Consider the following 12,981-nt stretch of genomic DNA (forward strand, 5'->3'; position numbering starts at 1 on the left):
CGCATGGCGGGGATGGCGTGCTTGGCGGTGAGGAACATGCTGTGGAGGTTGACGTCCATGACCCGGCGCCAGCTCTCCTCGCTCTCGTCGACGACGGAGCCGCGGCTGCCGATGCCGACGTTGTTGTCGAGGAGGTCGAGCCGGCCGTAACGCTCGAGCGCCGCCTCGACCATCGCGGCGCAATCGGCGGCGCGCGTGACGTCGGCCTCGACGGCGATCGCCTCGCCGCCGCCCGCCGCGATCATCTCGACCGTCCGCTTCGCCAGGGCGGCGTCGCGGTCCACCACGACCACGCGCGTGCCCGCCCGGGCGAGGAGGATCGCGGCGGCGCGGCCGTTGCCGATGCCGTCGCCGGCCGCGCCCCCGCCCGTCACGACGGCGACCTTCCCCGCGAGTCCCCAGCTATCGGGCACCTCGAGCGCCACGGCGCGGATTCTATCACCGGCGGCCGGACGCTTTACGACCGTCGGCCCCGTATCGGATTCGATGCATTGCCTTGTGTCGTGCCGCCGGGTAGCCTCGGGGCCATGGGGACGTTCAGGGTGCTGATCGAGATCGGCGACGCTGCGGGCGAGCGCTGGGAGACGGTCGAGGCGCTCGTGGACACCGGCGCGACCTACACGAGCGTGCCGGCGCCGCTGCTGCGGCGGCTCGGGGTGACACCCCAAGCGCGTGACACGTTCGTGCTGGCTGACGGCCGGCGCGTGGAGCGCGACATCGGGCAAGCCTGGATCCGTGTGAGCGACCGCGTCGTCGTCACGCTCTACGTCTTCGCCGACCCCGACGCGACGCCGCTGCTCGGCGCCTACGCGCTCGAAGGACTGCGGCTCGCGCCCGATCCCGTCGGCCGCCGTCTCGTCCCCGTCCCGGGACTGCTCATGGAGTTCGTGGGGTAAACTCCCCCTGTCGGGGAGGAGCCCATGGCCGAGACCGGCACGAGCGAGATCGTCTGGCGACCCACGAAGGAGTACGCGGAGCGCTCGCGCATCGCGCGCTTCATGCGGGCGCAGAAGATCGCGTCGCTGGAGGAGCTCCAGCGGCGCTCGATCGAGGACCCCGAGTGGTACTGGGACGCGGTCGTCCGCGACCTCGGCGTGCGCTTCACGCGGCCGTACACGCGCGTGCGCGACGTCTCGCGCGGCATCCAGTGGGCCCGGTGGTTTCCGGGCGGGCTCATGAACTTCGCCGACAACTGTGTGGACCGGAACCTCGACGCCGGGCGCGGCGACCAGCCGGCGATCATCTGGGAGGGCGACGACGGCCAGAGCCGTACGCTCGGCTACCGCGAGCTCGCGCGCGAGGTGAACCGGCTCGCCAACGCCCTGAAGCGTCTGGGAATCGGCGAGGGCGACCGCGTGGGCGTGTTCCTGCCGATGTCGCCCGAGGCGGCGATCGCGACGCTCGCGGTCGTCAGGATCGGCGCGATCTACACGCCGTGCTTCTCGGGCTACGGCGCCCAGGCCGTCGCCTCGCGGCTCCAGGACTGCGAGGCGAAGCTCCTGATCACGGCCGACGGCTTCTACCGGCGCGGCGCGGTCGTCCCGATGAAGGAGACGGCCGACGAGGCCGTCGCGATGTCGCCGAGCGTGCAGCACGTGATCGTCTACCGGCGGCTCGGCCGCGACATCCCGTGGGCCGCGGGGCGCGACCTCTGGTGGCACGATCTGGTGGCGAAGGAACCGGACCGGTGCGACGCGCTGGCGGTCGACGCCGACCGCCCGTGCCTCATCATCTACACGTCGGGGACGACGGGGCGGCCGAAGGGCGCCGTGCTCACGCACGGGGGCTTCCTCGTCAAGTGCGCCCACGACTTCGGCTACCTGATGGACGTGGGCCCGGGCGACCGGCTCTTCTGGCTCACCGACCTCGGCTGGCTCATGGGCCCGATGCTGATCACCGCGGGGCTCTTCCACGGCGGGACCGCCGTCGTCTTCGAGGGCGTGCCCGACTACCCGAAGCCCGACCGGCTCTGGGCGCTCGCCGAGCGCCACAAGGTGACGGTGATGGGGCTCTCGCCGACGGCGGTGCGCGCGCTCATGCCGCACGGCCCCGAGCACGTCCACGCCCACGACCTCTCGTCGCTCCGGATCCTCGGCTCGACCGGGGAGCCCTGGAACCCCGAGCCCTACCGCTGGCTCTTCGAGAACGCCGGCAAGGCGCGCGTGCCGATCATCAACTACACGGGCGGCACCGAGATCTCGGGCGGGATCCTCGGCTGCTTCCCGATCGCGCCGATCAAGCCGTGCTCGTTCGCCGGCCCCATTCCGGGCATGGCCGCCGACTGCTTCGGTGAGGACGGCAAGCCGGTCCGCGGCCAGGTGGGCGAGCTCGTCGTCAAGGCGCCCTGGCCGGGGATGACGCAGGGCTTCTGGAAGGACCCGGAGCGCTACGAGGACACCTACTGGTCGCGCTGGAAGGACGTCTGGGTCCACGGTGACTGGGCATACGTGGACGCCGACGGGTTCTGGTTCATCCAGGGGCGCTCGGACGACACGCTGAAGATCGCGGGCAAGCGCCTCGGCCCGGCCGAGGTGGAGTCCGTACTCGTCGGTCACCCCGCCGTCGCCGAGGCCGGCGTCATCGGCGTGCCCCACGCGGTGAAGGGCGAGGCGATCGTCTGCTTCGTCGTGCTGCGCCCCGGCGAGACGCCGGGCGACGCGCTTCGCGCTGAGCTCGTCGAGCGCGTCGCGCACCAGATGGGCAAGGCGCTCAAGCCCGAGCGCGTGCTCTTCACCCGCGACCTCCCGAAGACCCGGAGCGCCAAGATCATGCGCCGGGTGATCCGCGCGACCTACCTCGGCAAAGAGCCGGGCGACCTCTCGTCACTGGAGAACCCCGCGGCCGTCACGGCCATCACGGAGGCCCGATGAAGACGCGCGCCGGAAGGTGCCCGCGCGCGGTGGTATACTCCGGGTGTCGCCGTGGGGGGAGGATTCCTGAGAACCGGGTGCGGCCCGGGACCCCTCGAACCTGCTCTGGATAATCCCAGCGAAGGGAACACGGCGAGCGCGAGACCGAATGCGGCCGCACCCCACGAGGGTTGCGGCCGTTTTGCTTATGAAGATCGTGGTGAACGGCAAGGAGCACGAGGTCGCCGACGGCCTGAGCGTGGACGGCCTGCTGACGCACCTCGGCGTGAAGCGCGAGTTCACCGCCGTCGCGGTGAACCGCGAAGTCACGCCGAAGAGCGCCTACGCGGCGACGCGCCTCAGCGAGGGCGACAAGGTGGAGATCGTCCGGCCGATGGGTGGAGGTTGATCATGAGTGACACGAACCTGGTTCTCGGCGGCAAGGAGTTCTCGTCGCGGCTCATCGTCGGCACGGGGAAGTACTCGTCGATGGAGATCATGAAGGAGGCGCACGAGGCCTCCGGCGCCCAGATCGTCACGGTCGCGCTCCGGCGCGTCAGCCTGCCCTCGGGCGAGTCGCTCCTGGACCACCTCGACACGACGCGCTATACGCTCCTGCCGAACACCGCCGGCTGCTACACGGCCGACGAGGCGGTCCGCACCGCGTACCTCGCGCGCGAGGCCGGGCTCGGCGAGATGGTGAAGCTCGAGGTCATCGGCGACGCGCGTACGCTCTTCCCCGACGTCCAGGGCCTCCTCGAGGCGACGAAGACGCTCGCGCGCGAGGGGTTCGTCGTGATGCCCTACACGAACGACGATCCCGTCATCGCCAAGCGGCTCGAGGACGCGGGCGCCGCGTGCGTGATGCCCCTCGGCGCCCCGATCGGCTCGGGCCTCGGCATCCGCAACCCGTACAACATCAAGATCATCCTCGAGACGGTCACGGTCCCCGTCATCGTGGACGCGGGCGTCGGCACCGCGTCGGACGCCGCGATCGCGATGGAGCTCGGCTGCGACGGTGTCCTCATGAACACGGCGATCGCGGGCGCCCGCGACGCCGTCGAGATGGCGCGGGCGATGAGGCTCGCCGTCGAGGCGGGACGGCTCGCCTACCGCTCGGGGCGCATCAGCAAGAAGCTCTACGCGACCGCGTCCTCGCCGCTCGAGGGCGTGCCCGATTGGACGAGCTGAGGCTCACCCTCGTCACCGACCGCACGCAGACGCGCGGTCGCGAGCTCGTCACGCTCGTGGGCGAGTGCCTCGCCGCGGGGCTCCCCGCGGTGCAGGTGAGGGAGAAGGACCTCGGCGCCGCCGAGCTCGCGCTCCTGTGTCGCCGGCTACGCGGCCTCACCCTCGACATGCGGGCGCTCCTCGTCGTGAACGACCGGGTGGACGTGGCGCTCGCCGCCGGCGCCGACGCCGTGCAGCGGACGTCCACCTCGCTCCCCGTGAAGGACATCCGCGCCCTCGTGGACAAGCGCCTCCGGATCGGCGCCTCGGTCCACTCGCTCCCCGAGGCGCTCGAGGCCGAGATCGGCGGCGCCGACTGGCTCGTTTTCGGCCCGGTGTACGAGACGCCGTCCAAGCGCTCCTACGGGCCGCCCCAGGGGCTCGACGCGCTCGCGCGCGTCGCCCGGGCCGTGACGATCCCGGTGATCGCGATCGGCGGCGTCACTCCAGAGCGGGTCGGTGAGCTGAGACGCGCCGGGGCCGGAGGCGTCGCCGCGATCTCCGCCATCCTCGCGGCGGACTCGCCGGCCGACGCGACGCGGCGGTTCCTCGACGCGCTGGCCGCGTCGTGAGAGTTCTGGTCGTCGGCGGCGGGATCATCGGCTGCGCCACGGCGTACGAGCTCGCGAAGGCCGGCGCGGAGGTGGTGCTCTTCGAGCGCTCGACGCCCGGCGCCGAGGCCTCGAGCGCCGCCGCCGGGCTCCTCGCCCCGCTCGGCGAGTCCGCGCGGTCCGCCTTTGGCCGGCTCGCGCTCGCGAGCTGGCGGCTCTACCCCGACGTCGTGAAGGAGCTGCGCGAGCGCACCGGGATCGACGTCGAGCACGTGACGCGCGGGACCCTCTACCCGCTCTCGTTCACCGAGAAGGCGCCCGAGGCGTGGGCCCTCGCCCCCGAGTTCGGCGTCGAGGTGCTCGAGGGCCGGGCCCTCCACGAGCTCGAGCCGGCGCTCTCGCCGAAGGTGCAGCGGGCGGTCTTCGTCCGCGGCGACCACTGGCTCAACAACCAGCGCCTCGTCATCGCCTACGCCCAGGCGGCGGCGGGCGCGGGCGTCGAGATCCGCGTGGGCGCGAATGTGTCGCGCGTGGTGGTCGAGCGCGACCGCGCGCGCGCCGTCGAGGCCGGCGGCGAGCGCGTGGAGGGCGACGCGGTCCTCCTCGCCGCCGGAGCGTGGACGTCGGAGCTCACCGCCCCGCTCGGCGTCCGGCTCACGATCGAGCCCCGGCGCGGCCAGATGGTGGCGCTCGTCCACACGCCGCCCGTCCTCACGTACTGCGTCCACGGCGAGGCCTACCTGGTCCCGCGGCCCTCGGGCGAGCTCCTGATCGGCGCGACGGTGGAGCGGGCGGGCTTCCAGCGCGCGGTGACGGTGGAAGGGATCAGCTCCCTCCTGCGCGGGGCGATCGAGCTCGTGCCCTCGCTGCGCGAGCTCCCGATCGCGCGCACCTGGTGCGGGTTCAGGCCCTGGGCGCCGGACGGTCTGCCGGTGCTGGGCCCGTGGCCGGGGATCGAGGGGCTCTGGCTCGCCACGGGGCACTTCAGGAACGGGATCCTGCTCGCGCCGATCAGCGCGCGGGTCATGACCGACTGGATCACGACGGGCAAGCCCGGGCTCGAGGTGGGCGACTTCCTCCCCGCGCGCTTCGCGGGGCGCTGAGCGCGCGGCTCAGTTCTTCTGGCCCGACTTCCTGATGTCGAGCATCGGCGGCAGCATGCCCTGCACCGGCATCTCGGCGACGCGCGTGATGTTGTTCATGCGCTCCACGATCTCCTTGATGCGCTGGGCGCCGTCGGTGGCGCGCGCGAGCCACTGCGCCTCCTCGCTGTCCGCCGGGAGGCGCTTGCCGACCAGGCCGACCCCGCCCATGACGATCGTGAGCGGATTGTTGATCTCGTGGGCCGCGGCGCGGGCCAGCAGCGTGACCGCGCGCAGCTCGGCCGCGTCGCGGCGCGCCGTCTCGGCGGTGCGGCTCTCGACCACGTCCCGGAACAGGTAGGCGCCGAGCCCGATCCCCACGAAGCTCAGGGCGAAGAAGGGGAAGGCGACGGGGCGGAACAGCTCGAACCCGTGGGTGCCCAGCACCACGAACGAGAGGAACGTCACGGCGAACGCGGCGCCCGCCAGCGCGAGCGCGTGGCGCGCCTTGGCGCCGCCGCCGCGGCGCGCCCAGACGTGGACGAGGCTCGCCGCCACGCCGATGCCGACGATTCCGAGGACGCCCGCCACGGCGCCGGCGCCGCCGAGCCAGCTCCGGTAGCACGAGGCGACCGCGGAGGCCAGGAGCGCGGCGGGCCAGCCCTCGATGAGGCCGATGAGGGCGATCGGCACGGCCCGGGCGTCGATGAAGTAGCCTTCGCTGCTCACCTGGATGCGGGAGATCATCAGGACCACCGCGAGCCCGCCGAAGGCGAGCCCGCTGACGGCCTGATGCGCCCGCGAGTCGAGCCGGCCCCAGGGCCCGCGCCAGCGGAAGGTGTACGAGTAGAAGACGAGCCCGAGGACGAGGACGCCCGCGGCCTCCATCACGTGATGGAATTCCATGTTTTCCTCCCGTCCCTCCGGCACTATGGTATGCCGGACGAGGCGTTTTCCCGAAAGGAGCGATATGACGAGGGACGAGCTCAAGAAGCGCGTCTGGGCGGCGATCGACCGGCGGGGCGAGGAGATCATCGGGCTCGGGGAGCAGATCCGACGCCATCCCGAGCTCGGGTTCAAAGAGGTGAAGACGGCCCGCCTCGTCGAGGAGACGCTCGGGAAGCTCGGCCTGGCGCCTCGCACGGGCCTGGCCCTCACGGGCGTCCGCGCCGACGCGCCCGGGCGGGCGGGCGACGGGCCGACGTTCGCGGTCCTCGGCGAGCTGGACGCGCTGGTCGTCGCCGGCCACCCCGAGGGCGATCCCCAGACGGGCGCGGCCCACGCGTGCGGCCACAACGCTCAGGTCGCGGGGATGCTGGGGGCCGCGATGGGATTGCTCGACGCCAGAGCGCTGGAGCATCTGGCGGGCCGGGTCGCGTTCCTCGCGGTCCCGGCCGAGGAGTACGGCGATATCGAATGGCGCGTCGCACAGGCGCGGGCGGGGAAGCTCGAGTTCCTCGGCGGCAAGCCCGAGCTCCTGCGGCTGGGCCACTTCGACGACGTGGACATGGCGATGATGATCCACACGACCTCGCGGCCCGAGGAGGGCAAGGCGGGCGTCCCGGCGTCGAACAACGGCTGCATCGTGAAGACCGTGCGCTACATCGGCCGCGCGGCTCACGCCGGCGGGGCGCCGCACATGGGGATCAACGCCCTCTACGCCGCCCAGATCGGGCTCATGGCCATCAACGCGCTCCGCGAGACGTTCCGCGACGGTGACACGATCCGCGTCCACCCGATCATCACCCACGGCGGCTCGCAGGTGAACGTGATCCCGGGCGAGGTGCGGCTCGAGACCTACGTGCGCGGCCGGACGATGGACGCGGTCCTCGACGCCAACAAGAAAGTGGACCGCGCGTTCCGCGCCGGGGCGCTCGCGCTCGGCGCCAAGGTCGAGATCGAGACGCTGCCGGGCTACATGCCGATGACGTGCGACCAGCTCATGGCGCGCTGGTTCAAGGAGAACGCCGCGGCGCTGGTCGGCGAGGAGCACTACCGCCCGATCGGCCACCGGACGGGCTCGACCGACATGGGTGATCTCTCGCAGGTGATGCCCGTGCTGCATCCCTACGTCGGTGGCGCGCGCGGGAACGGCCACGGCGCGGACTTCGAGATCGTGGACAAGCCTCTCGCGTACCTGGTGACGGCGAAGGCCCTGGCCGCGATGGTGGTGGACCTGCTCGCGGACGGCGCCGCCGGGGCCCGCGAGGTCCTCCAGAAGGCGAAGCCGCCGATGACGCGCGAGCGGTATCTCGCCTTCCAGCGAGGCCTCGCCCGCCACGAGGTGTACGAAGGGTAGGGGGTGTACGGCAAGACGAGCATCGCGTTTCCCCGGCGCGTCGTCTGCCTGACGGCCGAGACCGCCGAGATCGCCTATCTCGTCGGCGCCGGCGAGCGCGTCGTCGGCGTCCCGGGGACCGCGCGGCGCCCCGAGGCCGTCCGCGAGAAGGCGCGCGTCGGCGGCTTCACGACCTTCCGCCTCGACCGGATCCTCGCCCTCGAGCCCGATCTTGTCCTCGGGTTCTCCGACCTCCAGAAGGACGTGGTGCGCGACCTGGTCGGCGCCGGCGTGGCCGTGCTTTGCACCAACCAGCGCTCCTTCGACGACGTGCTGCGCGCGATCCTCCTGCTCGGCGGCGCGCTCGGCTGCGAGGCGGCGGCGCGCGCGCTGGTCCAGGACATGGCCGACGAGGTCAGGCAGGTCCGCGAGTACTCGGCGGTGTGGCCCGACCGGCCGCGCGTCTACTTCGAGGAGTGGCACGACCCGCTCATTGCGGGGATCCGCTGGGTCTCCGAGCTGATCGAGATCGCGGGCGGCCGCGACGTGTTCGCCGAGCTCCGCGAGCAGCACGCGGCGTCCGGCCGCGTCGTCGCGCCCGAGGCGGTGATCGAGCGCGACCCCGAGATCATCCTGGCGTCCTGGTGCGGCAAGCCCGTGGATCGGACGCAGATCGCCACCCGGCCGGGCTGGGATCGGATCTCGGCCGTGAAGCGCGGCCAGATCCACGAGATCGCGGGGGAGGACGTCCTGGCTCCCGGGCCCTCGCTGATGCACGGTTTACGCCGGATCCACGAGGTGATTCAGGCTTTCCAAGCGGCTTAGAATTAGCCACTGAGAAAAGCTTGGGGCAGGGGGTGGCCCGCGCTAGCATTGGGACCTCCCCGGGCCCGGGGAGCCTGAGGACTGATGAAAGACCTTGCTCGCGTTCGCCCCGAGACCTTCTTCGCCGATCGCTTCAACGTCACAGCAGGGCTCATGGAAAGGGTGCTCGGCGGCAGCCTCATCGGCCGGGTGGACGACGCCGACATCTACCTCGAGTACTGTATCAACGAGGATCTGCAACTCGAGGAAGGGACGGTCAAAAAGGCCTCTCGCCACGTGAGCCAGGGCGCCGGCGTCCGGGCGCTCTCGGGCACCCGCACGGGCTACGCCCACACCGACGACATCTCGATCCAGAACCTCGAGGAGGCGGCGCGCCAGGCGCGCGCGATCGCCGACCGCGCGAGCGCCTCGGCGACGGTCGCCGTCCCCTCGCGTGGCAGGCCCCACGACCTCTATTCGCTCGCCGAGCCCCCCGTCGTCACCGACCTCGAACGCAAGCTCGCGCTCCTCAGGAACGTGGATGCCGCCTGCCGCGCGGCGGACCCGAGGATCCGGCAGGTGTTCGTCTCCCTCTCGAGCGAGCAGGTGGTCATGCTGATCGCGACGCCCGGCGGCTTCACCGTCGGCGACATCCGCCCGCTCACGCGGCTCAACGTCACGGCGATCGCGGAGGAGAACGGCAAGCGCGAGATCGGGTCTCACGGAGGCGGAGGCCGCGTGCCGCTCGACTTCTTCCTCGAGGGCGAGCGCTGGCGGCGCTTCGCCGGTGAGGCCGCACGCCAGGCGGTCCTGAAGCTCGGCGCCGTGGACGCGCCGGCGGGGTCCATGACGGTCGTCCTCGGCCCCGGCTGGCCGGGCATCCTCCTGCACGAGGCCGTGGGCCACGGTCTCGAAGGTGACTTCAACCGCAAGGGCACGTCCACGTTCGCCGGCCGCATGGGCCAGAAAGTCGCCTCGGAGCTGGTGACGGTCATCGACGACGGCACGATCGCCAACCGCCGCGGCTCGCTGAACGTGGACGACGAGGGCACGCCGACCGGGCGCACCGTGCTGATCGAGAAGGGGATCCTCACGGGCTACATGCAGGACCGGCTGAACGCGCGGCTCATGGGGATGACGCCCACCGGCAACGGGCGGCGCGAGTCGTACGCCCACCCGCCCATGCCGCGCATGACCAACACCTTCATGCTCGCCGGCGAGGACGATCCCGAGGACATCCTCCGGTCCGTCAAGCGCGGTCTCTACGCCGTGACGTTCGGCGGCGGCCAGGTGGACATCACCAGCGGCAAGTTCGTCTTCTCGGCGAGCGAGGCCTACCTGATCGAGGACGGCCGCGTCGGCGCCCCGGTCAAGGGCGCCACGCTCATCGGCAACGGCCCCGAGGCGCTCACGCGCATCTCTCGCGTCGGGCGCGATCTCGAGCTCGACGAGGGCGTGGGCACCTGCGGCAAGGAAGGCCAGTCCGTGCCGGTGGGCGTCGGGCTGCCGACGACTCGGATTGATGACATCACGGTGGGTGGGACGGCGGTATGAAGCCGGGTCGCGCCTGTCTCAGGCCACCCACGGTCGCGCCGGCCTCGCGGACCCCGCTAGAATGAAGATCGACCTGCTCGTCTCGGTGCTCGGGCGCGCGGTCGAGCGCGGCGCCACCGCCGCCGACGGCTTCGTGCTGGAGGAGAGCCGCGGGAGCGCCTCGGTCCGGATGGGCGAGATCGAGACCGTCACCCACTCGCGCGACCAGCGGCTCTCGCTGCGCGTGTTCGCGGGACGCGCGTCGGCCGCGGCCTCGACGTCCGACTTCTCGCGGGACTCGCTCGAGCGTCTCGTGGACGAGGCGACGACGCTCGCCCGCGCCACCGCCGAGGATCCTTGCGCCGGGCTCCCGGACCCCGGGGAGCTGATCGGCCGCCCGCCCGACCTCGAGCTGGAGGACACGGCCGCCGCGGAGCTCACGCCCGAGCAGAAGGTCGAGATCGCGCGGACGTGCGAGGCCGCGGCGCTCGAGAGCGATTCGCGGATCACCAACTCCGAGGGCGCGGAGTGCTACGACCGGCGGACGCGCTACGCCTACGCGACGTCCCACGGGTTCGCCCAGGGCTACCGGACGACGAGCTTCGGCGTGAGCGTGTCCCCGGTGGCCGCGCAGGGCGGCGAGATGCAGCGCGACTCCTGGTACTCGATCGCGCGCCGGCGCGCGCGCGTCGAGGACCCCGCGGCGGTCGGGCGCACGGCGGCGCGCCGCGCGGTGCGGCGCCTCGGAGCGCGGAAGGTCAAGACCGTCGAGGTGCCGGTGGTCTTCGATCCCGAGACCGCGGCGACCCTCGTGCGCTCGCTCGCGTCGGCCGCGAGCGGGCCGAGCCTCTACCGCCGCGCCTCGTTCCTGCTCGACCGGCTCGGCGCCAAGATCGCGGCGCCGCTCGTGACCATCGTGGACGACCCGCTGATCCCGGGCGGGCTCGGCTCGCGCCCGTTCGACGGCGAGGGGCTCCCGACGGGGCGCGCCACGCTCGTCGGCGAGGGCGTGCTGGAGTCCTACCTGCTCGACACGTACACCGCGCGCAAGCTCGGCATGAAGTCCACCCACCACGCGTCGCGGGACGGCAGCGGCGTCTCCGTCTCGACCTCGAACCTCATGCTCCTGCCCGGCCGCGAGACACCGGCCGCGCTGATCGGCTCCGTGAAGCAGGGGCTCTACGTCACCGAGCTGATCGGCTTCGGCGTCAACGGGGTCACGGGCGACTACTCGCGCGGTGCGGTCGGGCTCTGGATCGAGAACGGCGAGCTCGCCTACCCGGTGGAGGAGGTCACGGTGGCCGGCAACCTCCTCGAGATGTTCGCCGGGATCGAGGGCGTGGGCGACGACCTGGCCCTGCGCGACCGGACGGTGTCGCCGACGCTCAAGATCGGCCGCATGGTCGTGGCGGGGAACTAGATGATCATCGACAGCCACTGCCACCTGCACGACCCGGCCTTCGCGAACCTGCGCGAGACGCTGCGGACCGCGCTCGCCCACGACGTCTGGGGCGTCGTCGCCGTGGGCGTGGGTCCGGAGGCCAACGCGCGCACCCTGGCGGCGGCCGCGGCCGCGCCGAAGGCGGTGTGGGCGTGCCTCGGGTTCCATCCCGACACGCCGTCGCTCACCGACGAGGACCTCGAGCGGGTCGAGGCGCAGGTGTCCCGGCACCACGCGCGCATCGTCGGCGTCGGCGAGGTCGGGCTGCCCTGGTACTCGCTCGAGGGCGCCGCCGACGCGGCGTCGCTGGTGGCGCGCGGCCGCGAGCGCCTCAACCGGCTCCTCGGCCTGGCCGCCCGCTGGGACCTTCCCGTCGCGCTCCACGCGCCCCACGGCGCCGCGGCCGGCGCGCTCGAGGCGCTCCGGCGCTACCGGATCGAGCGCGCGGTCTTCCACTGGCACAAGGCGCCGGCCGACGTGACGCGCGAGATCGTGGACGCGGGATACCTCGTGTCGGTGACGCCGGAGGTGGTCTATCGCGAGCGCGACCGCGAGCTGGTCCAGGCGGTACCGGTCGAATCGCTCCTGGTCGAGAGCGATGGCCCGTGGAGGTACCGCGGGGAGTTCGAGGGGCTCCCGTCGGGCCCGTGGTTCGCGAGCCGGGTCGCCGAGGAGATCGCCAAGCTCAAGCAGATGCCGGTCGAGGACGTGATGCACCAGCTCTCGACCAACGCCTGCCGCCTCTTCGATCTCGTCTGGGTGTGAGCCCAGACGTGACATGATCGAGCGGCACAGCGTCCCGCTTCCCGACGCCAAGCTCGCGCTCGTCCTCCACCTCCCCGACACCGACGGGCGCGCCCCCTGCGTCGTCGCGTGCCATGGTCTCTCGGCCTCGAAGGACAGCGACAAGTACCTGCTGCTCGGCACCGAGCTCCCGCGGGCGGGGCTCGCGCTCGCGCGCTTCGACTTCCGCGGGTGCGGCGAGTCTTCCGGGCGGGAGGACGAGACGACGATCGCGACGCGGATCGAGGACGTCCGCGCGGTGCTGGGCTTCCTCGGGGGCCACGGGCGCCTCGACGGACGCTTCGGCCTCCTCGGCTCGAGTCTCGGCGGCTTCGCCGCGCTTCACGTCGCCGCGGAGCAGGGCGACGGCGTCCCGGTCGTGACGTGGAACGCGCCGGCGAACCTCGAGGACCTCGAGGAGGGCGAGGAC

Annotated in this window: 14 protein-coding genes and 1 riboswitch; of the genes, 12 read left to right on the forward strand and 2 right to left on the reverse strand. The window is 72.3% G+C overall.

Features of this window, described 5'->3' with window-relative positions; genetic code table 11:
- Positions 1–425 (reverse strand): SDR family NAD(P)-dependent oxidoreductase (locus tag VKG64_18190; protein HKB26970.1); only part of this gene is annotated, 425 nt, incomplete at its 3' end.
- 102 nt (positions 426–527) lie between these two features.
- Here VKG64_18190 and VKG64_18195 point away from each other — a divergent pair.
- The 6 genes from VKG64_18195 to thiO all read left to right on the forward strand — a co-directional run bounded on the left by VKG64_18195 (position 528) and on the right by thiO (position 5,733).
- Positions 528–896 (forward strand): retroviral-like aspartic protease family protein, encoded by a 369-nt coding sequence (locus tag VKG64_18195; protein HKB26971.1) that lies wholly within the window; start codon positions 528–530, stop codon positions 894–896.
- Positions 897–920: 24 nt separating this feature from the next.
- Positions 921–2,870, forward strand: coding sequence for an acetate--CoA ligase (locus VKG64_18200; protein ID HKB26972.1), 1,950 nt, complete (start codon positions 921–923; stop codon positions 2,868–2,870).
- 44 nt (positions 2,871–2,914) lie between these two features.
- Positions 2,915–3,015, forward strand: a riboswitch (TPP riboswitch).
- A 42-nt stretch (positions 3,016–3,057) separates the two neighbouring features.
- Complete coding sequence (gene thiS, locus VKG64_18205) at positions 3,058–3,258, forward strand: sulfur carrier protein ThiS (GenBank protein ID HKB26973.1); 201 nt, start codon at positions 3,058–3,060, stop codon at positions 3,256–3,258.
- Positions 3,259–3,260: 2 nt separating this feature from the next.
- Positions 3,261–4,040, forward strand: coding sequence for a thiazole synthase (locus VKG64_18210; protein ID HKB26974.1), 780 nt, complete (start codon positions 3,261–3,263; stop codon positions 4,038–4,040).
- On the forward strand, positions 4,028–4,651 hold the full coding sequence (gene thiE / locus VKG64_18215) for a thiamine phosphate synthase (GenBank protein HKB26975.1): 624 nt from the start codon (positions 4,028–4,030) through the stop codon (positions 4,649–4,651). The genes VKG64_18210 and thiE overlap by 13 nt, the downstream gene beginning before the upstream one ends.
- A complete protein-coding gene (gene thiO / locus VKG64_18220; GenBank protein HKB26976.1) occupies positions 4,648–5,733 on the forward strand; it encodes a glycine oxidase ThiO in 1,086 nt (361 codons plus the stop codon). The genes thiE and thiO overlap by 4 nt, the downstream gene beginning before the upstream one ends.
- Before the next feature lie 9 nt (positions 5,734–5,742).
- On the opposite strand, the gene VKG64_18225 is transcribed toward thiO, so the two are convergent.
- Complete coding sequence (locus VKG64_18225; protein HKB26977.1) at positions 5,743–6,618, reverse strand: LytS/YhcK type 5TM receptor domain-containing protein; 876 nt, start codon at positions 6,616–6,618, stop codon at positions 5,743–5,745.
- 64 nt (positions 6,619–6,682) lie between these two features.
- On the opposite strand from VKG64_18225, the gene VKG64_18230 reads away from it, so the two are divergent.
- From VKG64_18230 to VKG64_18255, 6 genes are all read left to right on the forward strand, one after another.
- Complete coding sequence (locus VKG64_18230) at positions 6,683–8,011, forward strand: amidohydrolase (protein ID HKB26978.1); 1,329 nt, start codon at positions 6,683–6,685, stop codon at positions 8,009–8,011.
- Positions 8,012–8,014: 3 nt separating this feature from the next.
- A complete protein-coding gene (locus VKG64_18235) occupies positions 8,015–8,815 on the forward strand; it encodes an ABC transporter substrate-binding protein (protein HKB26979.1) in 801 nt (266 codons plus the stop codon).
- 84 nt (positions 8,816–8,899) lie between these two features.
- Positions 8,900–10,348: a metalloprotease TldD gene (gene tldD, locus VKG64_18240; GenBank protein HKB26980.1), complete on the forward strand. Its 1,449-nt coding sequence runs from the start codon at positions 8,900–8,902 to the stop codon at positions 10,346–10,348.
- 61 nt (positions 10,349–10,409) lie between these two features.
- The gene (locus tag VKG64_18245) at positions 10,410–11,747 is read left to right on the forward strand and encodes a TldD/PmbA family protein (protein HKB26981.1); all 1,338 of its coding nucleotides are present in this window, start codon (positions 10,410–10,412) and stop codon (positions 11,745–11,747) included.
- Positions 11,748–12,533 (forward strand): TatD family hydrolase, encoded by a 786-nt coding sequence (locus tag VKG64_18250; GenBank protein HKB26982.1) that lies wholly within the window; start codon positions 11,748–11,750, stop codon positions 12,531–12,533.
- Positions 12,534–12,546: 13 nt separating this feature from the next.
- On the forward strand, positions 12,547–12,981 hold a 435-nt coding region (locus VKG64_18255; GenBank protein HKB26983.1), incomplete at its 3' end, for an alpha/beta hydrolase.

Source organism: Candidatus Methylomirabilota bacterium (genome assembly GCA_035260325.1).
Classification (GTDB): Bacteria; Methylomirabilota; Methylomirabilia; order Rokubacteriales; family CSP1-6; genus AR19.